Below are 22,756 nucleotides of genomic sequence, written 5' to 3' on the forward strand. Positions count from 1 at the left end.
ACGCGCTATGAGACCAATGAAGCTTTCTCAGTTCAAGTTCGAACTTCCTGAAAAATTGATCGCACAACACCCAACAGACAATCGCGACGAATCGCGTTTGATGGTGATCGATCGAGCATCTGGAACAATTGAGCACAAGATGTTCAAGGACGTACTTGATTACTTCGATGAAGGTGACGTAATGGTGTTGAACAACACGAAGGTTTTCCCAGCACGTCTGTACGGAAACAAAGAGAAGACTGGAGCAACAATCGAGGTGTTCCTTCTCCGTGAGTTGAACCGTGATAGCTTGCTATGGGATGTGTTGGTAGACCCAGCACGTAAGATCCGTATCGGTAACAAGCTTTACTTCGGTGAAAACGACGAGTTAGTTGCAGAAGTAATCGACAACACCACTTCTCGCGGACGTACACTTCGTTTCCTTTTCGATGGAACGCACGAAGAGTTCAAGCAGACAGTCTACAAATTGGGGCAGACGCCACTTCCGAAATACATTCAGCGTGAAGTTGAGCCGGAAGATGCTGATCGTTTCCAAACGATTTATGCGAAGCACGAAGGAGCAGTAGCTGTTCCAACGGCAGGGTTGCACTTCTCTCGTCAGCTGCTGAAGCGTCTTGAGCTGAAAGGAATCGATTTCGCTGAAATCACACTCCACGTCGGACTCGGAACTTTCCGTCCGGTAGAGGTAGAAGATTTGACGAAGCACAAAGTAGATTCAGAGCAGGTTTACATCACACAAGAATCAGCTGACTTGGTGAACAGTGCCAAAGACAAGAAAACGAAAGTATGTGCTGTAGGTACTACGGTAATGCGAGCGATTGAGTCTTCAGTAAGCACGTATCAGCGTCTGAATACTTTTGACGGGTGGACAAACAAATTCATCTTCCCTCCATACGAGTTTAAGATTGCAGATCGCATGATCACGAACTTCCACACTCCTGAATCAACACTGTTGATGATGGCTGCGGCGTTCGGAGGATACGATTTGATCATGGAAGCGTACCAAACAGCGATCAAAGAAGAATACCGCTTCTACGCTTACGGTGACGCGATGTTGATCTTGTAAATTCAATCTTTGTCGACATCTTGCGTTATCGAAAGGTATGCGCATGAAACAGGCATTGGCCTCATTCCTTTTTTTCTTTCTTGCTTTTAGCCTCACGGCTGGAACGCTTCGCTTTGAAGAATCTCCTGTACTTGAAGGAATTCCAAAGGCGAAAGAACGTGTGCACCTAAGACAGTTTATTAAAGAAGTAAGGGCGCTAAAAGACGCCACTGAGGAAGAACGCCTAGCCTTCTTTGAACGTCAAGAAAATCCACGGTTGATTGCCATTGCATTGACCATTCTCTTGGGTCCTTTCGGGGCACATCGAATCTATCTAGGTACCAGTGATAAGGTACCCGTTATTTACGCCCTTACAATTGGAGGAGGGCTAGGAGTGATACCGCTCATTGATCTCTTTCACTTAATCTTCGCAAAAGACATCGGTCGGTTTATCAATAATCCGAAGGTAATTATGTGGGGAGACTAAGAGGGGTCCCCTCTCAATGCACGGAAGCGTTTTCTCGCTTCAACCACATACAAGCTGCCTGGGTAATCTACCAAAAGGCGCTGGTAAAGCTCTTGAGCTTTGGCCTCGTCGAAGTAAATCAGCTCATACATCTCAGCTAGGTTGTACAAGGCATCATCTGCAAGAATATCTGCAAAGTGGTATTCAAGTACTTCGTTCAATTGTGCTTCTGCGGCCTCGTATTCACCTCGTGACATGTGCATCTTGTACTTCATCATCAAGATCTCATCTTTGAGGGTGTGCATAGGCCACTCTGCTAGGAGTGAATCTACTTTCACCATGGCTTCATCCCAACGGTTCTGGTAGCCCAGAAGGTCTGCCTGTGCGAACATGCGCATCGGAACCGTGGTGGTGTCCATGTTGTAGTTATCTGTGATCAAAAGACTCAAGTCAATGGCGTCATTTGAAATCAACTTGGAAGTAGAGGCTTTCAGGACATCAAGTTGCGCTTGAGCCCACTCGAAGTCTCCTGTGAAGTAGGAAATACGTGCGTTTCTGAACTTAGCATCAGCTCCCAGGACGTCTTCTTTGAAGGCAAGCTCTACTTGAGAATAAAGCAATGAGGCTTCCCAGATATCACCATCAAGGAGCAAGATGTCAGCCAATTCTAGCTTACACATCGCTTGTGCACGATCATAAATACCAGGTGTTTCAATAGCCTCTTCTAGAATGGTAATCGCGCTTTCACTGTTGTTCAGGTAGAAGGCATTGATGTGCGCGTAGTCGCGCATGATGTCAATGGTATTTACATCTCTTCCAATGCGGTCGAGGGTAGCGCCATATTCATTCGCAAGCTCCGCGTAGGCTGTGCGGTCAGGCGTAGGTTGTGATTCTAGCTGAGCCAGCTTTGATTCAAGCATGGCGCCGTGGGCAGGGACGAAGTAATCGAACTGTGCTCCTTTCTCAACCACATAGCTGAATGCATTCGCGGCAGTGGCGTAGTCTTCATTTCTTCGGGCCATCTGGCCAATCTCCATGATCCGAATACCATTTTCACCCAAGCGCTTATCAATTGCCTTGGCTTGAATCAAAGAAGCAGCAAATTCCTTCTTTTGATTAAAAAGCCAGATAAGCATCTCTGAGTAGATCAATTCATCTGGGTAACGCTGTGTGCGCTTGATCAACTTTGAACGCAGCATTTCGGCGTTCTTTTCGTTCTCAAGCACATTCAGATTACGATTGATGGAGTTCTGAACGGTTTGGATGTAATTCGGACTTGTCAGAAGTAGATCCATAAATGACTCTACCATCTCTTCATGCTTGCCCATCATCCCATTGACATTCGCAATCTCATAGTGGAATGGGTATCCATCTTTCGAGATACGCTGACCTTTTTCATAGGTGCGCAATGCTAGATCGTGCCTGTTGAGTTTGATAAAGGAATTAGCCAGTCGAATAGCCGGACTTCGCCCGGGTTCCAGGCTCTTCAGGGCTTCTTCAAACTGTTGATTGGCTTTATCGTCTTGTCCGAATTGAAGGTACAGCGATCCCAAATCCACATAAGCAGTGGCATTGTTGTTTCGGCTTCTAATCTTCTTTTTGACAAGCTTTTCAGCGTTCTCGAGATCTTCTAACGCAATCAGAGTGGCGAGGTAGTTCTCGTAAACTCGATTCGTCCGATTCGTCTTCCAAATCTTCTCGTAGTAAAGCTTAGCCGAAGCATACTGTCCATTCTGGAAGTAGTATTCCGCCAACTCAATATCGCTTTCTTGCGCAGAGACAGCTAGGCTCATCAATAAGCCAAAGACCATCATTACTATGTATCGTGCGCTTTTCATTCTTCGTTCTTCCATTGTTCAAGCAAGGCGTCAACCTGTGGCTTCATTTCATTGTAGGTAGCTAACCCACGTGTGGCAAAGTCAATGGTGTTATTGGCCTCTTCAATCAACGAACTCGCTACGCGAGATTCGATGTCGTAGTTCTTCTTAACGTATTCCGGCGTGATCTTGTTTCCTTGCGCGTCTTGAGTTGCACCAGAACGCAAGGCGTCAGAGAGCCCGGTCAGCTGCGAAAGCGTCCGTTCGCACTCTTCAGAAATCCGACGATGACGTTGAGGGAAGTCTTTGATGAGTCGCTTCGCTCGATTGTATTCAGAGAATACTTCGGCCTCAGCTTCGGTTATGGCTCCATGGCTTAATAGGTTCATAGAAGCCATGTCGCTTTTGATGGTTTTCAGCGCTCCGCTGATGGCAGAGGCATCCAGTTCATCAAAACGTTCTTGTGCACTAGCTACTTCCGACTTCAATGAGTCTAACGAACTCAATTGAGACGAAAAGTCGTGCTTTGGTCCACCACAAGAGAAAATGAGGGCTGAAAGAGCCACTCCAAGAGTAAGAATGTAAACGCGTTTCGGCATGGCATGAAGTTACTCAATTGGCCTCAACGTTCATGCCAAAAAAGTTCAACTTAATCGATGCGGTCAAAGCCTGTGTACTTATGGAGTACAGCAGGAACCTTGATTCCATTCTCGTCTTGGTTGTTTTCAAGAAGCGCAGCTACGATACGTGGCAATGCCAACGCACTACCGTTCAAGGTGTGCGCAAGATGGGTTTTACCATCGCCGCCTTTGTAACGACACTTCAAACGATTCGTCTGGAAAGTCTTGAAGTTTGAGATAGAACTTACCTCCAACCAACGTTCTTGAGCAGCAGACCACACTTCCATGTCGTAAGTGATGGCAGAGGCAAAGCTCAAATCACCACCGCAAAGACGCAGCGTACGGAAAGGAAGCTCTAGTTTCTTAAGCAGGCCAACTACGTGCGCAACCATCTCATCGAGAATAGCCGCAGAGTTATCTGGGTGCACCACTTGAACGATCTCTACTTTTTCAAACTGGTGCAGACGGTTCAAACCGCGCACGTCTTTACCGTATGATCCAGCTTCACGACGGAAACAAGGGCTGTATCCACATAGTTTCTGTGGGAGCTCTGCCTCTTTCAGGATCACATCACGGAAGATATTCGTCAACGGCACCTCCGCAGTTGGGATCAAGTAAAGGTCATCCGCTGTGGCGTGGTACATTTGTCCTTCTTTGTCAGGAAGCTGTCCTGTACCAATACCAGACGCTTCGTTCACTACGAATGGCGGGATGTATTCGGTATACCCAGCTTCATTGGCTTCATCCAAGAAGAATTGGATCAATGCGCGTTGAAGGCGAGCACCTTTTCCTTTGTAGAATGGGAATCCAGCTCCAGAGACTTTAGATCCAAGGTCAAAGTCGATCAGGTCGTATTTATCTGCAAGATCCCAGTGAGGGGCGGCTCCCTCATGAAGGTTGGGTTTATCACCCAGCTCATTGACAACTTCGTTATCATTTTCAGTCAACCCAGCAGGCACCAATTCATCCGGACTATTCGGAAGTTGGTAAAGCAATTGTGTCAATGCTTCCTCAATGTTTGCTTGTTGATCTTTCAACTCTTGTGAACGCTCCTTCAATTCTCCAGTGCGTGACTTCATCACTTCGGCTTCATCTCGCTTCCCTTGCTTGTAGAGGTTACCAATCTCTTTGGATAGGCTATTGCTCTCAGCTAGGGTGTTGTCAAGTTCAGCTTGTGTGGCACGACGTTTCTCATCCTCAGCCAAGATTTGGTCAAGGGTGTCACCGGCTTCTAGTCCTCGTTTGGTGAGGGCCTTTTCAATCTCATCGCGGTTCGCGCGAATGTCAGTTAGCGTTAACATGATGTGTTGTTTGAGCAGGGGCAAAAATAACAAACTCCCAACCGAAAGGAAGGGAGTTTGTAAGCTTATTAAGATGCTTTAGAATCAGGCTTCGAAAGGACGAACTGATACGTAGCTTCTGTTGTTTCTTTTCTTACGGAATTCAACCACTCCGTCTTCCAATGCGTAGATTGTGTGGTCTTTACCCATTCCTACGTTCTCACCTGGGTGGTGTTGTGTACCACGTTGGCGAACGATAATATTTCCAGCAAGACATGCTTGCCCACCGAAGATCTTAACCCCGAGTCGTTTCGACTCCGATTCACGACCGTTTTTAGAACTACCGACTCCTTTTTTATGTGCCATGGTTTCTAAGGTTTAGTTAGCCCGTCCTCCGTCGAGATTGTCCTGAAGTTCTTTCAGTTCATCCCATTTACCGTCAGCAGCTAGTGCAGCTTGCTGTGGCCAAGTGGTTGGGTCAAATGCTTTATAACGATTTCCTGCTTCCGCTAGAATCTCTTTCAATTTTTCTACGTCAGCAGCAGCAAGATCTGCAAAAGTTGCTACACCTGCGTTAGTGAGGATCTCAGAGATCTTAGGTCCGATACCTTCAATCTTCGTGAGGTTGTCTCCACCTGCTGCCTTCTTAGGAGCTTCCGCCTTTGGAGCTTCTTTCTTAGGTGCTTCAGCTTTAGGAGCCTCTTCCTTCTTAGGAGCGGCTTTCTTAGCTGGCTTTGCACCCGAAGCAACAATGCTTTCAATACGAAGCTCTGTCAAGTACGCACGGAATCCGTTCTTCTTACGGTAACCCTTACGGCGCTTCTTCTTGAATACAATTACTTTATCTCCTTTCAGGTGCTTTTCTACTTTAGCGGTCACCTGAGCTCCGCCGATAGCTGGGGCGCCAATTGAAACGCTTCCGTTGTCGTCAAGTAGAAGAACGCGGTCAAATGACACTTTTGCGCCTTCGTCTTCCTTCAAACGGTTAACGTAGATCAATTGATCTTTCTCAACTTTGTATTGATGCCCTGCTATTTCTACGATAGCGTACATAACTTTAATTTATTGGGGCGGCAAAGATACGAAAGTTTTCAACAGAATCACAAGATGCTCGACAATAAAGTCTAAGATGCTTTCGAGCGTGAAACTGGCTTGCTGCGATTTACCAAATATACACCGATCAGAATGACCATGGCAAATGCTAAGTGCATGAGTGTCAAATGCTCCTCGTCTAAGTATCCCCACATCGCAGCAACGATCGGAATCAAATAGGTCACCGAACTCGCGAAGAGAGCCGATGTATCCTTAATAAGACCGTTAAAAAACACCAGAGCCATGGCAGTTCCGACCGCTGCCAGAACGAAGGTGGCGAGGAAGCTGTTCACTCCTTCAGGGTGCTCCGTAATCACCGTTCCCACGTTAGTGGTAGCTAACCAAATAAGATTAGGAATAGCCATAGTACCCAAGGCTACAGCTGCAATCAACATGGAAGATACCCCGGCCAATTTATTTCGAATGATGTTTACCGAGAAGGCATAACAAACGGTAGCAATCACAATCAATCCCATCGACAGAAGATGCGTTTCTCCGTTGCTGTCTTTCAAGGTGATCATACCTACAGCTCCGGCAAATCCGAGGAGCAATCCAATGATTTGTCGACTAGTGAAACGATTGCCAAAAACAATCATGGCAACAACCAAAGTGAAGAGTGGAGTCAATGAATTCAAAATGCCGGCGATACTGCTGGCAAGTTTGAGCTGAGCAGAAGTAAAGAGAAATGCCGGGATGGTATTTCCGATCATTCCGACGGCCATCATCCACAACAGATCTTGGCGTTGAATCTGCTTCCATTTGCGAATGATAATGGGTGAAAGCACTAAACCCGCGATACCAATCCTCATGGCTGCAATCTGATAGCTCGAAAACACCTCGCCATCGCCGTCTAGTCCAAACAGTCCGATCTTCATCAAAATGAACGAGCTTCCCCAGATCAAGGCCAAAAAGCCAAGCAGCAAAAAGTGTTCTATGGACGGTTTTTGATCAGTCATGCCAACGAGGTGGCTAAATTAACATTCCTTGATTCGGGAATTGATCACGAGTAGTTAACTTTGTATATGCGGCGAGTATCCGCAGTAAAGAAATCAGTATGCGTAAGTATTTGTTCATCTTATTGTCTGCCTTTGTGCTCATCTACGCATGTAGCTCGGAGCCACCGATTGATGTAGTGTACACAGAAAGTGTTGCTGACGTTGAGAAAACGGTTGCTACGATTGGAGTAGAAGGGATGATGTGTGAAATCGCTTGTGGTGGAAAGATCCGCAAAGAACTCTCTGAAATTCCGGGAGTGGCGAACGCTTCTATTGAATATAACGAAGGAGAAAACGTAAACTACGCCGTGGTTGAATACAACCCAGCGAAAGTGAACGAAACAGAACTTATCCGTTGTATCAATACCATTAGTGACGGGAAGCTTTACGCTGTGAAAGACATGGAAGTAACACGCTACGCACCTGCAGCAAGCTCTTCAACAGAGCAAGATGACGCAGTGAGCATGGATGCTTCAGATTTCAAAACACCTGGCATCTCTGATTTAGTGTCGGGTATCTTAAGAATGATCACAGGATAACACCTGTTCCCATATATCAAGAAAGGAGGCCTCGAGCCTCCTTTTTTTGTTTCTGACGAAGATCAGTCACCTTTTTCGATGGTTTGAGAGCCTTTCACGCATCTGAAGATTACTTTTGTGCACATGAACCGTCTAGAGTCTTTGATCCGTCGTTTGGCTTGGGTGAGCCTCATCTTTGTTTACCTCGTTATCGTTGCTGGGTCTGTTGTTCGAATGACAGGGTCTGGAATGGGATGCCCCGACTGGCCTAAGTGCTTTGGCTACACCATTCCACCGACGAGTGTCGATGATGTGACCTGGGAAAGTGGACGTCAATACAACAAAGGCCAAATGATCGTTCATGAATTCTTCAACGGGGAGACCTATGAAGACCGAATGCTCACAGCCAAAGAAGATTTCACCGCAGGCACAGATTACAACGCCGCGAACTGGGAACTCTATGACAAGCATGACTACGCCATTTTCAACCCAACCCATACTTGGATCGAATTCATCAATCGATTGATAGGAGCTTTAACCGGTCTTCCCGTGCTGGCGCTCTTTGGGGCAAGTTTCTTGTTCGCGATTCGCCATAAGAAATGGGCTTACTTCTTCTTAGCTGGAGGGGTGTTGTTTATGCTCGGATTCGAGGCGTGGCTCGGGAAACTAGTGGTTGACGGTAACCTCATTCCAGGCTCCATTACCATCCATATGCTGGGCTCCATTGTGCTCTTTGTATTGCTACTCTTCATCATTCGAAGAGGTCAGGTACGTCGTTTTACGCTATCGCGGAACGTCTCGCTCCTCTTGATGGCAGGAATGGTCATTACGCTGGCACAAATCCTTCTTGGAACGCAAGTACGTGAAGAAGTCGACCACCTCGTACATGCAGGTATTACGGACCGTTCGTTATGGATTGAGAATCTAGAAAACCCTACGATGTATCTCATCCACCGCAGCTTCTCTTGGGTGGTGTTGATTGTGATTGGGGCGTGGTACTACCTCCAGCAAAAAGCAAAACAAGTGGTCCCAGAAATGCATCTCGCATTGGGCTTATTATTGCTTCAATTGATCGTAGGGATTTCTCTCGCCTACGGCGGAATGCCAGCGTCGTTACAGCCCGTTCACTTGGTGGCAGGAATGATCATGCTAGGAGCACTGTGGAGTGCACTCTTAAGAGGAAAGGGGAAGTCTACTTCTGCTTAACCAAGTCTAGCCTCAGCGAGAAGATATTTGAGTACAAGGCTGTACTCTGATCACCAATGTCAGTCAAGGCGTAATCAATGTATACGCGCTTGATGCGAAGCCCAATTCCAATATTCGGTTGGAAGGTCAATGATCGCTCATCAGTAATATCAGTGATGTACTGAAGGTTACCTAAACCTGCACGGAAGAACAGCGTTTGTTCGTAATCGAATTCGAGTCCTACTGCTGGATCTACACTAATAGGGTTGCTACTGATAATGGTGTTTCGCTGACCATCGGTTGTCACGGTCAAATCCAAGGCAGCGAGCATTCCAAATTTCTGTGAGAAACGGAAGTCACGAGCAGCACCCAAAATAACACGAGGAAGTGTCAACTCCAGCGAGTTTTCGGGAATTTCATTCCCTGTGAGTGTGAAAGTCTCAATGGTTGACTCGTCAAGCGTGAAGTTCCACGCATTGAAGGTGCTGGTGATGTCTCGTCCAACAGCTGCAAAGCGCCATTTACCTGTGCGGTAGCTAACACTTGCGTCCAAACCAAAGCCCCAGCTGCTTGCGAAGTCGCCTACCTTTCGATAGATGATCTTGGCATTTCCTCCAATGATGAGTCCTGGAGTCTTCATCTTGCGCGCATAGCTGAAGATGAAAGCGTAATCTGCCGCTGAGAAACTGGTGATGCGATCGTAGTTGATGTTCCCATCAGCATCGATCAATTCAGTAGTGTTCGGGATATTATCTACACCAAAACGGATTACAGAGAATCCGACAGCCGAAAGGCTATCAAGACGTTTTCCAACTCCAGCGTAATCGTATTGTGCGATGTTCGCGAAGTAGTTCGCGTGCATCGCTGAAATCTGAAGGTCACTTTCAATGCCCATTAACCCAGTCGGGTTCCAGTATCCTGCAGTAACGTCGTTCACCACAGCTACCTGGGCGTTCGACATACCTAAGGCACGTGCTCCAACTCCAATCGAAAGGAACTCGTTACTATACTTGGGAGCTACCGTTGATTCTACCGGCTCACTTGTACCCGTTGATTGACCTGCGGCAAAGAGTGCCGGCAAGACAAATACAAAACAGATCAGGATCTTTCTCAACATACAGTTTCGGTCGCTTTGGTCTTCGAAGATCGTGTCATTTATTCAAAGATTGAATATCGACCCTCGGAATTCCTAACTGTGAAGCACGGAAAAAATTGTATTCCAGCTTCCTGAGGACGAATAATTCAGGGCCACGATTGCATTCTTAGTGTGCTTATTCAGGGCCTGCAGCGTACTTTTCCCTTTCGCAATGACCTTCGCTCCTTCAGGAAGTTGCTGCTGCGAAAAGAATGACTCCACGTTACTCGGACTCGTAAAGAAATACGCATCACTCTTCGGAATGTTCACCGGATGCAGAGAAGTAGTGTAAATCGTTTGTTCTAAGGCTTGACCTTCAGCCAGTTGTTCTTGGACCGTTCGAATCGATCGATCGCTTGTTGGGAAAAGTACCTTGTTATCCCCAATCAGCGATTTGAATTGTAACGCCACTTGCTGGGTGTCTCCCTGCCCGATAAAGTCAATTGAAATGTGAGGAGGTGCCGCTTCCGCGCTAGCGTTGCCTATGACTCCTACCTTCAAATCAGTTTTGGGATGTTGTTCAAAGAAGTACCGCGTTGCTCGAGGCGAAGAAAGGAACACCCACTTTGCGTCATTAGGAATAGCGATGGACCTTGGTTCACTCGAAATCAGCGATTGTTGAATCAGTTCGATTCCCCAGGCAGTGGCGTACCTGCTTAAGGTCTGATTCTCTTCAGAACTAATGAAGACGGTCTGGCCTAGGCTTTTTTTTTAAGCATCATCAACATGTCTTCCACAAGGGAAACGGGGTCAGTTCCTTGGAGCGAAGCATAGCGTGATGGAGCCTCTGCCGATTCCGCGATAGCGCAAAACAAATGATACTGATCACCTTCTTTAGTACAATGTGCACCAAAAGGGAGCTGGCAACCGCCGTCTAACTCGCGAAGCAGGGTGCGTTCAATGCGAACATTGGCGGCATCACTGGTATTCGTAAGCTGCTTCAATTGATCAAGTCTCGGATCATTGTCGCGCATTTGAAACGCCAAGGCACCTTGTGCTGGAGCGGGGATGAATTCGGTAGGCTCTAGGTCTACCACTTCGAATTCAGAAAGGTCAAGTTCAAGGCGCTTAATGCCCGCCTTTGCCAGAACGATTGCGTCGTATTGACCCTGACGAAGCTTGTCGATACGAGTAGGAACATTCCCGCGAAGATCATTCGTAGTGCACTGCGGAAGGTGGAACTTCAGCTGCGACTTGCGACGAGCAGAAGAAGTGCCAATCACTGCGTCTTCGGCCACTTTGAATTTGGCGTTCTGAACTGCTTTTTCTTTTCGGATCAACAAGACATCTTCTACGAAGCTTCTGTTTGGAACAGCTGCAATGCAAAGACCTTCGGGCTGACGCGTTTCCAGGTCTTTGTGTGAGTGAACGGCGAGATCTACGGCGCCAGATAGAAGCGCCTCTTCAATCTCCTTGGTGAAGAATCCCTTTCCCTCCATCTTGTCAAAGCTCAGGTGTTGGATTTTATCTCCTTGGGTCTTGATGATCGTAATCTCACTTTCAATTCCGATCGAAGAAAGTAGTTCTTGGGTATGGTTAGCTTGCCAGAGAGCAAGATCGCTTCCTCTGGTACCAATGATGATCTTCGACATTAGTTGCGGTTGGCATTTTCAAGCATCACTTCACGAGCGAGCTTCATCGGGACACTAATGTATTTCTTTTCCATGTATCCCAGGATCTTGTGGAGGAGCTCGATTGATGCTTCATCCATCTGATCTAGTTCTTTAGAGAAGACTTCTCCGAGGGCTGTTTCCTTGATCTGTTTAATCAGATCAGGAATCTCACGCATTGCGAGTTCAATCTCACGTTGACGAAGGATTACTCGGAAATCTTCCATCGCCTCATCCAAAATCTCCTTACAACGATCAAGCTCTCCTTTACGGACTTCAATGTTGCGCTCGGCTTCGGCTTGCAGTTCAGTCATGCCTAGGTAGCTCACACGATCATCTTCTTTCACTTCGTCAGCAACATCAGCTGGAAGGGCCATGTCAATGATAAAGAGTTGGTCAGACCAAAGCCCTGAAAGAAAATCGGTAGTTACAATTGGCTCTTCGCTACCGGTACATGTAACCACTGCGCGGTACTGCTTGTCGGTAGGAATGTGGTAGAGTTGTACTGCTTCCCAGTTGTTCGCCTTAGCAACAGTGGTAGCACGTTCGAGTGTACGGTTGGCTACAGTCACGTTGCGGTAACCCTCTTTTGAAAGGAAACGGGCAAAATTGCCGTTGGTCTGTCCAGCCCCGATTAACAGGATGGCCTCGTCCTTGGCAATATTTTGGGCTTTGAAGTTTTTCCACGCTAGTGAAACCACAGAAACAGGTTTCGTTGCAATGGCTGTGTCAGTGTAGATGCGCTTCGATGTTTCGATGACTTTCTTCGAAACCAGACGCAATAAATCTCCTGAAATCATCCACTTGCGCGAGTCTTCGAATGACTTGCGTACTTGAGTGATAATCTCACGTTCACCAATAACCATTGAATCAAGAGAGGCACCCACTTCGAGTAGGTGGCGCATAGCCTCTTCTCCGCGGTAGCTTTGAAAGCTGGCTAGCATTTGTCCTTTCTCTTTTCCTTCTACTCCGAAGAAATCAAGCAATTGGTTCTCGCGTCCTTTACAGAAGTAGCTGCTGCTAGAGAAGATGAACTCCACACGGTTACACGTGCTGAGGAAGGTCAATTCCTGCACCTGAAGGTGCTCCTTAAGGTCGTTGAGGAAGTGCGCACGCTTGTCTTCATCGACATGTAATTTACCGATGAGTTCAAGCGGGGCATGCTTGTGAGTTATGGCAATGATCTGAAGATTCTCCACGTAGATCTTTATAACGTTACAAAGATCGGTAGAGAAGGGGTTTCAAACTGTCATGGTTTTGTCATCTGATCAAAACCTGACGCAAATCATTTAGTACGGACATGTAGTCCCAAACTCTCCTAGAAGTAGGAGTAGATCAGCCACAGCGACAATATCGTCACCTGAAACATCTAGGTTACAGTCTGCTAGGCATCCAAACTCTCCAATAAGAAGTAGAAGGTCAGCTGTATCTACACCACCTGATGTGTTAAAGTCAGTAAGGCAGGAGGGTGACACAAAATACTCCTCACATAAAGAAGTAAACTGATATGTCTGGAACAATAACGGGCCTGGTCCGTCTGGATCGAAGATGGTTCCATCTGGATTTAGCTGACGCACTTGAATGTTGAAGCATGGTGCAAATCCACCTCCACCAAAGGTAAACTGTCCGAGTAGAACACGTCCGTTTTCATCAGGTGAGTTTTGCGGGATCTGGATAACTGTGGTCACATATATTCCTCCTCCTAGCGGGCCTTCCACTAACCATGTGTCATCTCCTGCTTCGAATCCGTCAAAGATGCTTTCGTCTGGCAGCACGAAGAGTTGATTGCCATCGAATTCTTCTGCTCCAATGGTGAACCATGAATCGTAAGCGAGTTCTGGGAAGGTTGGAATGATGTCACTATCGACAGATAGCGAAGTTGGTCCACCTTGAGGGTGCTGGTAGAAGCCGTAAGGCGAAGTAATAGACCAGATATCGTCTTCTACACCATAAATGTACTGTAGCTCGTAATTCTCCTCTAATTCAAGGTAAACGCGCACAGTGCGAGGTGCAAAACCCAAGTCGTTTTCGATGTTTGTTCGCTCTGGTTCAGGGATATCAATCTCTTCAAAGTAGAGTCCGATCTGAGGTTCTTGAGCTTGAATAGAAAGCGCAAATGCGCAACACAATAGTAAGAGTAAGCTTCTCATGGTCATAGGGTTATCTAGTCTAAGGTAACAAAGTTCATCTGCATTCGTTCGCTAACGCGGAATGAGTTGCACCTAGAATAGAAATCCTGACCCCCTAGTTCATGAATTTGAACGGGTTGGCCGTGTTGTATTTCTTGTCGTTCCCCAGCTCAACGAGCAAACGATCGGCTACGAATTCTATGTAACTCGACATGAGGTCGGCATTCATTCCAATCAACTGGACGGGAAGCGCTTCAAGAATGAATTCCTTTTCGATAGCCACTGCTTCCAAGATGATTTTCTCCACGCGTTCTTTCGGGAGCTTGTTCACTAAGTGACGTGTGTACAACAAGCAGGCGAAGTCACAGTGAATCCCCTCATCACGCGAGATGAGGGTGTTTGAGAAGCTTAGTCCTGGCATCAATCCACGCGTACTCAGCCAAAACAAAGAGCAGAAACTACCCGAGAAGAAGATTCCTTCCACCGCGGCAAAAGCGACGAGTCGTTCAGCGAATGACCCGTTTTCGATCCAGTTTAATGCCCATTGCGCCTTCTTTTTGACACAGTCAAGGGTCTCAATCGCGTTGAAGAGGCGATTCTTTTCTTCTTCCTCCTTTATATAGGTATCGATCAGCATGGAATAGGTCTGCGAATGGATGTTTTCCATCATGATCTGGTAACCGTAAAAGAACTTGGCTTCGGTGTATTGCACCTCGGCAACGAAATTCTCTGCCAAGTTTTCATTCACAATTCCATCGCTCGCAGCGAAGAAAGCGAGGATATGTTTGATGAAATAACGTTCGTCGTCATTTAGCTTGCTGTTCCAATCCACAAGGTCTTGATCCATCTCGATAGCCTCCGCTGTCCAGAAACTAGCTTCCGACTTTTTGTAGAGCGTCCAAATATCCTTGTGTTCTATAGGGTAGAGCACGAATCGCTTGGGATTCTCTGTCAAGATTGGTTCTTCCAAAACCGTGTTTTCTGTGGTTGTTTCGCTTTGCATATTGAGAACGAATTGTACGCAATTTGCCTTCAGAAAGGCGAAGCAAAGTTCAACGTTTTAAGAGACAAATCAATGCTCCGATTCAAAATGTGATGAAGGTCAAATGTGATTTCGACCAGAATGAAAAACCCGACAAGGTGTCAGCTTTTTGGGCTTGGCATTATTTTCGTCGAGGAAAAAACCGCAAGCCCAAGGCGAAGATTGTATTTTTGTCGTCCTGGTCAGCAACTGATTTGACCATTTGAAGCAATTGAAGCGATGTTAGGAACAGTAAATAAGATCCTGAAGAAGATTCTCGGAGACAAGGCCGAGAAAGATATACAGGAGGTAAGGCCGGTTGTAGAGGAAATCAATAAGATCTACGCAACCTTAAAGAATGAATCGGCCAATGACCTTCGCCGAAGAAGTGATGATCTGAAGAAGAAGATTCAAGACAGCATCGCCGGACTCAACGAAGAGATCAATCAACTCAAGGTGCAAACCGAGACCAATGTCGATATGGATATCGATGCGAAGGAAGCGGTGTACGAGCAGATTGACAGACTCCAAAAAGAAACAGACACGAAGATCGAAGAGGTCTTGGAAGAGATTCTTCCTGAGGCATTCGCGATCGTGAAAGATACCGCTCGCCGATTCACTGAGGAAGCGCCTATACGTGTTCGTGCGAATGATTTCGATAAGCAACTCGCTACTGAGCGTAACTCAGTTGAAATTGACGGAGAGGATGCCCTATGGCATAACACTTGGTTAGCTGCAGGAGCAGAAATCAAGTGGGAGATGGTACACTACGACGTACAGCTCGTGGGTGGTATCGCACTACACCGGGGTAAAGTCGCGGAGATGCAAACAGGGGAAGGAAAGACCTTGGTGGCGACGCTTCCAGTCTTCTTGAACGCACTCGCTGGACGAGGAGTTCACCTCGTAACAGTAAACGATTACCTCGCTCGCCGTGACTCGGAATGGATGGGTCCATTGTTTGAGTTCCACGGAATGACCATCGATTGTATTGATAAGCACCAGCCGAACTCTGAAGCTCGTCGTAATGCTTACCGTGCTTCCATTACTTATGGAACGAACAACGAATTTGGTTTTGACTACCTCCGTGATAACATGGCTTCTGATCCAACTCACTTGGTTCAGCGCAAGCACCACTTCGCGATTGTCGATGAGGTAGATTCAGTATTGATTGATGAGGCGCGTACGCCATTGATCATCTCTGGTCCAACTCCTAAAGGAGATCAACACGAGTTTGATGACCTGAAGCCTAAAGTGCAGCTATTGGTAAACGCTCAAAAGAAGGTTGTTACTGGGTTCATTGCTGAGGCGAAGACGTTGCTTTCTAAAGATGATGCGAGCAAAGAAGAGTTGAACGACGGAGGTCTGGCACTCTACCGTGCTTACCGAGGTCTTCCAAAGACGAAATCATTGATTAAGTTCCTTTCTGAGGAAGGAATGAAGCAGACACTTCTGAAGACTGAAGGCTACTACCTTCAGGATAATCAGCGTGAGATGCATAAGGCTGACGCCGAATTGTTCTTCGTTATTGACGAAAAGAACAACCAGGTTGAGCTCACTGAAAAAGGAATTCAACTCGTCACCAAGAACATGGATGACGACAACTTCTTCACGATGCCAGATGTAGCCACGGAGTTGGTGAACATCGATACCTCTTCGGCATCAGACGAGGAGAAGTTGGCAAGCAAAGAACAGTTGATCAGCGACTTCGGGGTGAAGTCAGCTCGTATTCACACAATGAATCAGCTGTTGAAAGCATACGCTCTGTTCGAGAAAGACATCGACTACGTTGTCATGGACAACAAAGTGAAGATCGTTGATGAGCAGACAGGTCGTATCATGGATGGACGTCGATACTCAGACGGACTTCACCAAGCGATCGAGGCGAAAGAGAATGTGAAGATTGAAGCGGCTACGCAGACCTATGCGACCGTGACGCTTCAGAATTACTTCCGTATGTACCACAAGCTGGCCGGGATGACCGGTACAGCGGAGACGGAAGCAGGGGAGCTATGGGACATCTACGAGTTGGATGTGATGATCATCCCTACCAACCGACCTATTGCACGTGATGACCGTCAAGATCTCGTTTTCCGCACCAAGCGTGAGAAATACAACGCGGTGATTGATGAGGTAGTGAAGCTAAGTGCAGCTGGTCGTCCGGTACTTGTAGGTACGACAACGGTAGAAGTATCTGAGCTACTTTCGAAGATGTTGAGCATCCGCAAAGTGGAGCACCAAGTACTGAATGCGAAGATGCACCAACGTGAAGCCGAAGTTGTTGCACAAGCCGGTGGAGCCGGAGTCGTGACCATCGCAACGAACATGGCCGGTCGTGGTACCGACATCAAGCTTTCGAAAGAAGTGAAGGATGCTGGAGGTTTGGCCATCATTGGTACAGAACGCCACGATTCACGTCGAGTAGACCGCCAGCTCCGAGGACGTTCAGGACGTCAAGGAGATCCGGGTTCTAGCCAGTTCTACGTGTCATTGGAAGATGATCTCATGCGCCTATTCGGTTCTGACCGAATTGCGAAGATGATGGACCGTCTAGGAATCGAAGAAGGTGAAGTGATCCAACACAACATGATCACGAAGTCTATCGAGCGCGCTCAAAAGAAAGTAGAGGAGAACAACTTCGGTATTCGTAAGCGTCTGCTTGAGTATGATGACGTGATGAACTCGCAGCGTGAGGTGATCTACAAGCGTCGTCGTCACGCACTTCACGGAGAGCGTTTGAAGCTGGATATCTCGAACATGTTCTACGAATTGGCAGAGAGCATTGTGCTTCTTTACCATGCAGAGAAAGACTTCGGAAACTTCTCATTGGAAGTGTTGAAGAATTTCGGAATGGAATCACCATTCACAGAAGAGCAGTTCGCTACTGGAAATCCAGAAACGCTAGCCTACGATCTATACCGAGCGAGTGAAGACAATTACCGTCGCAAGTTGGCTCGTCTTTCAGAAGAGGCACTTCCGGTAATCGAGCGTGTTTACCTCGATGAGAACAACAGCTACACCAACATGGCTGTTCCATTCTCAGATGGTACACGAAACCTCAACATTGTTGCGAACATCGAACGATGCTATGAGACGCGCGGAAAGGAACTCATCACCGCACTTGAGAAGAGTGTAGTTCTCTCATTGCTTGACAATTCATGGAAAGAACACCTCCGTGGAATGGATGATCTCCGTAACAACGTGCAGCACGCCCGTTTTGAGCAGAAGGATCCACTCTTGATTTACAAGTTCGAATCATACGAGCTCTTCAAGGGAATGGTCAACAGACTCAATGGAGATGTTGCTGGATTCTTGATGAAAGCGCAATTACCTGCACGTCAGGAAAGCGTTCAAGAAGCACGCACTCCACGTCGTGATGAAATGAAGAACCTGCAGACGAATAAAGCAGGCGTAGAGAATACAGCTCAGCGAGCATCTACAATGCGAGCGCAACAAGCTGGAGCTCCTGCACAACGTCAACAAGCAGTTCAGCCAAGAAAGGCCGAAAAGCAAATCGGACGAAACGATCCTTGTCCTTGTGGATCAGGTAAGAAATACAAGCAGTGTCACGGGAAGTAATCCCGCACTGAATGATTTAGAAAAGAGTCGCGCCTTTGATGAGGTGCGGCTTTTTTATTTCTACCCCAAATCGTTCTTCGGCCCGAAGGGCAAAATCAATGCACGACTCAGGAGTCAGGATGCTATCAGGTTGGTGCATTAATAGATGTACCTCTCGAAGGCCTAGAGCTTTCCATTGTTCAATGCGATCCATCCACTGATTGAAGCGAAGCTCATCGGAGGGGTGACCTTCATAGCCTCCAAAACGTAAGAGCAGCCAAGGAGCTGTGCTTCGCATATGCATCGCATCTCGACGTCCGGCGGTGTCGCAGATCACAGCACCAATTCCATGTTCTTGCATGGCTGCCCAAACTTCTTCCGCCTGCTCTTCACCTTCGAACCAACGAGGGTGGCGAAATTCAATCGAAAGAGGCAATTCTCTTGGCCACGTTTTGAAGAAGGTGATGAGCTTGTGTCCTTCATTGGGGGTGAAATTCGGCGGTAGCTGAATAAAGGAAGGGGAGAGCTTCTGTTCAAAGGCCAATAAAGACTGAATGAATTCATCTACGAGTCCTTCGCAATTATTGAAACGACGGTAATGCGTGATCAGCTGTGGGAACTTCGGACAAAACTTGAAGTCAGCAGGAGATCCGTCGTGCCATTTGCGAATGGTAGTCGGAGGGTGAATGCGGTAATGAGTTGCGTTCAATTCGATTGTTCCGAACTGTTCGCAGTAACGCTCCATCATTTGATTCGCCGGAGTCTTCTCAGGATAAATCTTCCCTTTCCATTTTGGAATATTCCACATGGTTCCGCCAACGAAGATGTCTAACTTTTCAGCGGGTTTCCCTGGCATGGCCAGGGTTGTTTGGGGGTGATCAGGAGGCATGATGAACTCCACACCATCGATATTATCTAGCTTTCCGTACTTCACGACAGCAATTTCGTAGATTCAAACAACAGAATAGACAGTTGAACTGTTTAATAGTGAACAAACCCTAGGAAATGGAGCAAGAGGAAGACGATATTCTGGACATGCCCGAAGCTCCTCGAGATAAATCGAAGGAGTATTTCAATCTGCGAATGATCAGCACGATTGCGATCGCAGTTGGCTTGGTTTTTCGATTGCAGCATTGGCCATACTCGAGTACTATTCTGATTTTCGGTGCTGCCGGCTGGACGATTTGGAATTTCTTAGATCTATTCGCTCAGAAAAAGCCAAAGCTCTGGCGATATGCTTATTTCGTTGGTCGACTGGCGCTCGTGTCGTCAATTTTTTTGTTGTTCTTGACTAGACTGGAGTACATGAAGTACTTTCTAGCCGTAGCGGGTGTCGCTTTCTTGGTCGGTTTCGCTACCGCTCCGAAGAGTGCACGACGGATGCCGTAAAGAATAGGTCAACACCTATAAAGTTCTTGTTGTAGCGGTCGAATTCCTTTTCATCTTCGAGTGTGTTTCACGCGCTCTACGAACTTCTTTTTCCCCCAACATGTCCTGTTTGTCAGCGGGCCAAACCTGCGTTTGATGGTTTTTTGTGCTTAGGCTGTTTGGCTGATCTTTCTCTTTCACTTCGACCGAAAGGCATTCAGCCAGTTGAAAAGGCATTTTGGGGTCGAGTGCCCGTTCACAGTGCTTATAGTTGGCTGCGTTTTAACCCGCAGAACAGAACCCGAGACTTGTTGCACGCCATAAAGTATGATCAAGATGAGCGGCTTGGACAAGCGATGGGACGTCGATTTGGACGTGACTTGTTATCAGTTATTCATGATCCTCCCGATTTGATTCTACCCGTTCCGCTTCATGCGAAAAAGATGAAACGAAGAGGCTTCAACCAAGCAGAAGCCATTGCCAAGGGAATGTCAGAGGTGTTAAAAATCCCAATAAATTCAACCTTGCTTTCGCGAACGGAACATCAAGCTTCACTCACAAAATTAAGTCGGATTGACCGTTGGGAGAGGATTAGAAGTGCTTACCAATGTCAGTCGGAGTTGCGCACAGATCTGCATTACATGGTGGTTGATGATGTGATCACTACTGGAGCTACAATAGAGGCTTGCGTCAACGCGTTGCTAGAGGCGGGAGCGGAAAAGGTCTCAGTTGCATCGCTTGCATACGCTGAACGCCAGTTCTGAGCTCCGAAGCATTATCTTTGTCGCATGGCTTCAACATTGACCATTGATCCTGCCCTATCAAAGGCAGAAAAATACACTACAATCTTGCCTCAAATGGCATCTTTAATTCAAGGTGAATCAAACGCTGTAGCGAACATGGCGAACTTCTCTGCGGTGATTAAGGAGGTTTGGGGGCATCACTGGGTTGGATTCTACACGGTAGAAGATGACCAATTGGTGCTTGGTCCTTTTCAAGGGCCTATTGCATGCACGCGTCTTTTTAAAGGAAAAGGGGTGTGCGCCGCAGCTTGGGAAAGTGAAGAGACTGTGGTTGTTGAAGACGTTGACGCCTTTCCAGGTCATGTGGCTTGTAGTTCTTTGAGTCGTTCAGAGATTGTTGTTCCAGTCAAGAATGCCAACAATGAAGTGGTCGCTGTGCTCGACATCGATAGCGATCAGCTAGCTGCTTTTGACCAAGAAGACAAAGCCGGTTTGGAAGCCTTGGTAGAATTGCTAAAACCGTGCATGTGATTAGATGTCTACTGCTCGTAGTATTGGCTGTTGCCATGTTTTCTTGTGCGAAAATCGTTCCGATTGATGGAGGCGATAGAGACACGGAAGCCCCACGTGATACCTTGATGGTTCCACGAAATTTGAGCACGAACTTTCAGGGTACGCGTATCTACATTGAGTTCAATGAGTACGTGACTTTGAACGATATCTACAATCAATTGGTGGTGTCTCCTCCGCTCGAGACTCAACCTGAGATTCGAATTCGAAAGAAGGCGGTCATCATTAACCTCCAGGAAGACTTGCTACCCAATGTGACTTACACCATGAATTTCGGTACGGGTGTCGTAGACGTCAATGAGGGCAATCCCGCGGAGAATTTGATGTACGTCTTCTCTACTGGCCCTGAACTAGATAGTTTGACCTTGGCCGGAGAAGTGCGAGACGCGTTCACCGGACAACCTGTTCAGGGGGCCAAAGTCATGCTGTATGAATCACTTGAGGATAGCATGCCCCGGACGAGTCGTCCGTATTACTTCACCCGAACGGATGAAGAAGGTAAATACCAGTTCAGCTACTTGAAAGAAGGTGAGTTTCAGTTGTTCGCTATCGCGGAAGAGGCTCAGAACTATATCTACGATCTGCCTGAAGAGCGGATTGCTTTCCTTGATTCCACGGTTTTCCCGGGACGACCTTCAGAAGCAAAGACGCTTCCTACCTTGCGATTGAGTCAAGAAATTGACACGACTCAATACGTGGAAAGTGCTGTTTCAGATAGTTCTGGATTCTTGCGCGTGAAGATGTACAACCCGTTTGCTAACGGTGTACCGGTATCGATAGCAACTGTGCCGCCACAAGCAATTAATGTTTGGTACGAAGGCCAAGACTCGCTCTTTGCTTGGACCGATGCATCCTATGTAGGTGAAAGAGACTGGGTAGTAAATGCTGGAGAGAGTTCAGATACCTTGCGTGAAGAAGGGTTCGAGTACGTTGCTCGAAACCTTGCCTTGCGCTCTGGAATGCCTGGAGCTGTACCTGCAGACGATACACTGAGCTTACGCTTTGATTTGCCCGTAGAAAGGCTTTCGCCGTTCCGCGTTAGCGCAAAAAGAGACTCCATTGATATTCCTGTGGAGATGAGTGAGAGTGAAGATCCCTTCGCGGTGAATTTCGATCTCGACTTAGAACCGGGGAATTCTTATGAACTGATGTTGCTTCCAGAAGCAGTCATTGGTTTTGATGGAGCCAAGACTGATACCTTGATTTGGGCATTTGATACCCATGACCAAGAGCACTACGGTTTGTTACGTTTAGATTACGTTTCACAGGGCAATCGAGAAGGAATTATCGAGCTCACAGATAAAGGAGGAAGCGTGGTTCGAGTGGTGAAAGTTGTTGGAAGCCAACAGCTTGAGTTTGCAGGTCTGTTGCCCGGTGTGTATCGATTACGTATCTTCTTTGATGAAAATGCCAACGGCTTGTGGGATCCAGCAGATTTCGCTTCGAAAACCCAGCCGGAAATGATGCTAAATATGCCTGGTGAAATTTCAGTTCGTTCCAATTGGGAAGTTGATCTGGAATGGATCATGGAAAATTAGCGGAAACAAGCAACCATCTAGGTTGTTAAGGTGTCTTAGCTATGACCCTTGAATTACTGATGCTTAACA

General features: G+C 47.0%; 22 protein-coding genes. 9 read left to right on the forward strand and 13 right to left on the reverse strand.

What is annotated here, in order from left to right:
• The first annotated feature begins 16 nt into the window (after window positions 1-16).
• Window positions 17-1,066 (forward strand): tRNA preQ1(34) S-adenosylmethionine ribosyltransferase-isomerase QueA, encoded by a 1,050-nt coding sequence (gene queA, locus RA156_RS16265; RefSeq protein WP_434064853.1) that lies wholly within the window; start codon window positions 17-19, stop codon window positions 1,064-1,066.
• Window positions 1,067-1,109: 43 nt separating this feature from the next.
• Window positions 1,110-1,532, forward strand: a complete 423-nt coding sequence (locus RA156_RS16270) for a TM2 domain-containing protein (RefSeq protein WP_306641649.1) — start codon at window positions 1,110-1,112, stop codon at window positions 1,530-1,532.
• Here the strand turns inward: RA156_RS16270 and RA156_RS16275 are convergent.
• The 6 genes from RA156_RS16275 to RA156_RS16300 all read right to left on the reverse strand — a co-directional run bounded on the left by RA156_RS16275 (window position 1,529) and on the right by RA156_RS16300 (window position 7,276).
• Window positions 1,529-3,349: a tetratricopeptide repeat protein gene (locus RA156_RS16275; protein ID WP_306641650.1), complete on the reverse strand. Its 1,821-nt coding sequence runs from the start codon at window positions 3,347-3,349 to the stop codon at window positions 1,529-1,531. The genes RA156_RS16270 and RA156_RS16275 overlap by 4 nt on opposite strands.
• Window positions 3,346-3,927, reverse strand: coding sequence for a hypothetical protein (locus RA156_RS16280; RefSeq protein ID WP_306641651.1), 582 nt, complete (start codon window positions 3,925-3,927; stop codon window positions 3,346-3,348). Before RA156_RS16280 ends, RA156_RS16275 begins: the two co-directional genes overlap by 4 nt.
• Before the next feature lie 50 nt (window positions 3,928-3,977).
• Entirely contained in the window at window positions 3,978-5,249 is a 1,272-nt protein-coding gene (serS, locus tag RA156_RS16285) for a serine--tRNA ligase (protein WP_306641654.1), read from the reverse strand.
• Window positions 5,250-5,333: 84 nt separating this feature from the next.
• Window positions 5,334-5,594, reverse strand: coding sequence for a 50S ribosomal protein L27 (gene rpmA, locus RA156_RS16290; protein ID WP_306641656.1), 261 nt, complete (start codon window positions 5,592-5,594; stop codon window positions 5,334-5,336).
• A 12-nt stretch (window positions 5,595-5,606) separates the two neighbouring features.
• Window positions 5,607-6,281, reverse strand: a complete 675-nt coding sequence (rplU, locus tag RA156_RS16295) for a 50S ribosomal protein L21 (RefSeq protein ID WP_306641658.1) — start codon at window positions 6,279-6,281, stop codon at window positions 5,607-5,609.
• A 71-nt stretch (window positions 6,282-6,352) separates the two neighbouring features.
• Entirely contained in the window at window positions 6,353-7,276 is a 924-nt protein-coding gene (locus RA156_RS16300) for a DMT family transporter (RefSeq protein WP_306641660.1), read from the reverse strand.
• A gap of 98 nt (window positions 7,277-7,374) precedes the next feature.
• On the opposite strand from RA156_RS16300, the gene RA156_RS16305 reads away from it, so the two are divergent.
• Window positions 7,375-7,854 carry a heavy-metal-associated domain-containing protein gene (locus tag RA156_RS16305; protein ID WP_306641662.1) on the forward strand — a complete coding sequence of 160 codons (480 nt, stop codon included), beginning with the start codon at window positions 7,375-7,377 and terminating at the stop codon, window positions 7,852-7,854.
• A 123-nt stretch (window positions 7,855-7,977) separates the two neighbouring features.
• On the forward strand, window positions 7,978-9,039 hold the full coding sequence (locus RA156_RS16310; protein WP_306641664.1) for a COX15/CtaA family protein: 1,062 nt from the start codon (window positions 7,978-7,980) through the stop codon (window positions 9,037-9,039).
• Here RA156_RS16310 and RA156_RS16315 read toward each other — a convergent pair.
• The 6 genes from RA156_RS16315 to RA156_RS16340 form a co-directional block, all read right to left on the reverse strand.
• Window positions 9,026-10,135: a putative type IX sorting system protein PorV2 gene (locus RA156_RS16315; RefSeq protein WP_306641666.1), complete on the reverse strand. Its 1,110-nt coding sequence runs from the start codon at window positions 10,133-10,135 to the stop codon at window positions 9,026-9,028. The genes RA156_RS16310 and RA156_RS16315 overlap by 14 nt on opposite strands.
• Before the next feature lie 72 nt (window positions 10,136-10,207).
• A complete protein-coding gene (locus tag RA156_RS16320) occupies window positions 10,208-10,837 on the reverse strand; it encodes a uroporphyrinogen-III synthase (RefSeq protein ID WP_306644189.1) in 630 nt (209 codons plus the stop codon).
• 14 nt (window positions 10,838-10,851) lie between these two features.
• On the reverse strand, window positions 10,852-11,745 hold the full coding sequence (gene hemC, locus RA156_RS16325) for a hydroxymethylbilane synthase (protein WP_306641667.1): 894 nt from the start codon (window positions 11,743-11,745) through the stop codon (window positions 10,852-10,854).
• Window positions 11,745-12,962 carry a glutamyl-tRNA reductase gene (gene hemA / locus RA156_RS16330; RefSeq protein WP_306641668.1) on the reverse strand — a complete coding sequence of 406 codons (1,218 nt, stop codon included), beginning with the start codon at window positions 12,960-12,962 and terminating at the stop codon, window positions 11,745-11,747. The genes hemC and hemA overlap by 1 nt, the downstream gene beginning before the upstream one ends.
• Before the next feature lie 90 nt (window positions 12,963-13,052).
• Entirely contained in the window at window positions 13,053-13,913 is an 861-nt protein-coding gene (locus tag RA156_RS16335) for a hypothetical protein (protein WP_306641670.1), read from the reverse strand.
• A 94-nt stretch (window positions 13,914-14,007) separates the two neighbouring features.
• Entirely contained in the window at window positions 14,008-14,895 is an 888-nt protein-coding gene (locus tag RA156_RS16340) for a ribonucleotide-diphosphate reductase subunit beta (protein ID WP_306641671.1), read from the reverse strand.
• Between the two features lie 258 nt (window positions 14,896-15,153).
• Between RA156_RS16340 and secA the strand changes: the two genes are divergently transcribed.
• Window positions 15,154-18,489, forward strand: coding sequence for a preprotein translocase subunit SecA (gene secA, locus RA156_RS16345; RefSeq protein ID WP_306641673.1), 3,336 nt, complete (start codon window positions 15,154-15,156; stop codon window positions 18,487-18,489).
• 16 nt (window positions 18,490-18,505) lie between these two features.
• Here secA and RA156_RS16350 read toward each other — a convergent pair whose 3' ends face one another.
• On the reverse strand, window positions 18,506-19,402 hold the full coding sequence (locus RA156_RS16350; protein ID WP_306641674.1) for a DUF72 domain-containing protein: 897 nt from the start codon (window positions 19,400-19,402) through the stop codon (window positions 18,506-18,508).
• Between the two features lie 71 nt (window positions 19,403-19,473).
• Between RA156_RS16350 and RA156_RS16355 the strand changes: the two genes are divergently transcribed.
• The 4 genes from RA156_RS16355 (at window position 19,474) to RA156_RS16370 (ending at window position 22,687) form a co-directional block, all read left to right on the forward strand.
• Window positions 19,474-19,857, forward strand: a complete 384-nt coding sequence (locus tag RA156_RS16355; RefSeq protein WP_306641675.1) for a hypothetical protein — start codon at window positions 19,474-19,476, stop codon at window positions 19,855-19,857.
• 287 nt (window positions 19,858-20,144) lie between these two features.
• Complete coding sequence (locus tag RA156_RS16360) at window positions 20,145-20,600, forward strand: ComF family protein (RefSeq protein WP_306641677.1); 456 nt, start codon at window positions 20,145-20,147, stop codon at window positions 20,598-20,600.
• A gap of 24 nt (window positions 20,601-20,624) precedes the next feature.
• Complete coding sequence (locus RA156_RS16365; RefSeq protein WP_306641679.1) at window positions 20,625-21,110, forward strand: GAF domain-containing protein; 486 nt, start codon at window positions 20,625-20,627, stop codon at window positions 21,108-21,110.
• Window positions 21,107-22,687, forward strand: a complete 1,581-nt coding sequence (locus RA156_RS16370; RefSeq protein WP_306641681.1) for an Ig-like domain-containing protein — start codon at window positions 21,107-21,109, stop codon at window positions 22,685-22,687. The genes RA156_RS16365 and RA156_RS16370 overlap by 4 nt, the downstream gene beginning before the upstream one ends.
• Window positions 22,688-22,756 lie beyond the last annotated feature (69 nt).

It is taken from the genome of Sanyastnella coralliicola, assembly GCF_030845195.1.
Classification (GTDB): Bacteria; Bacteroidota; Bacteroidia; order Flavobacteriales_D; family Sanyastnellaceae; genus Sanyastnella; species Sanyastnella coralliicola.

Bases quoted from the DNA above. Each gene is read 5' to 3' on its own strand.
- queA (WP_434064853.1), top strand. From the start codon at position 17: ATGAAGCTTTCTCAGTTCAAGTTCGAACTTCCTGAAAAATTGATCGCA.
- RA156_RS16270 (WP_306641649.1), top strand. From the start codon at position 1,110: ATGAAACAGGCATTGGCCTCATTCCTTTTTTTCTTTCTTGCTTTTAGC.
- RA156_RS16275 (WP_306641650.1), bottom strand. From the start codon at position 3,349: ATGAAAAGCGCACGATACATAGTAATGATGGTCTTTGGCTTATTGATG.
- RA156_RS16280 (WP_306641651.1), bottom strand. From the start codon at position 3,927: ATGCCGAAACGCGTTTACATTCTTACTCTTGGAGTGGCTCTTTCAGCC.
- serS (WP_306641654.1), bottom strand. From the start codon at position 5,249: ATGTTAACGCTAACTGACATTCGCGCGAACCGCGATGAGATTGAAAAG.
- rpmA (WP_306641656.1), bottom strand. From the start codon at position 5,594: ATGGCACATAAAAAAGGAGTCGGTAGTTCTAAAAACGGTCGTGAATCG.
- rplU (WP_306641658.1), bottom strand. From the start codon at position 6,281: ATGTACGCTATCGTAGAAATAGCAGGGCATCAATACAAAGTTGAGAAA.
- RA156_RS16300 (WP_306641660.1), bottom strand. From the start codon at position 7,276: ATGACTGATCAAAAACCGTCCATAGAACACTTTTTGCTGCTTGGCTTT.
- RA156_RS16305 (WP_306641662.1), top strand. From the start codon at position 7,375: ATGCGTAAGTATTTGTTCATCTTATTGTCTGCCTTTGTGCTCATCTAC.
- RA156_RS16310 (WP_306641664.1), top strand. From the start codon at position 7,978: ATGAACCGTCTAGAGTCTTTGATCCGTCGTTTGGCTTGGGTGAGCCTC.
- RA156_RS16315 (WP_306641666.1), bottom strand. From the start codon at position 10,135: ATGTTGAGAAAGATCCTGATCTGTTTTGTATTTGTCTTGCCGGCACTC.
- hemC (WP_306641667.1), bottom strand. From the start codon at position 11,745: ATGTCGAAGATCATCATTGGTACCAGAGGAAGCGATCTTGCTCTCTGG.
- RA156_RS16335 (WP_306641670.1), bottom strand. From the start codon at position 13,913: ATGAGAAGCTTACTCTTACTATTGTGTTGCGCATTTGCGCTTTCTATT.
- RA156_RS16340 (WP_306641671.1), bottom strand. From the start codon at position 14,895: ATGCAAAGCGAAACAACCACAGAAAACACGGTTTTGGAAGAACCAATC.
- secA (WP_306641673.1), top strand. From the start codon at position 15,154: ATGTTAGGAACAGTAAATAAGATCCTGAAGAAGATTCTCGGAGACAAG.
- RA156_RS16355 (WP_306641675.1), top strand. From the start codon at position 19,474: ATGGAGCAAGAGGAAGACGATATTCTGGACATGCCCGAAGCTCCTCGA.
- RA156_RS16365 (WP_306641679.1), top strand. From the start codon at position 20,625: ATGGCTTCAACATTGACCATTGATCCTGCCCTATCAAAGGCAGAAAAA.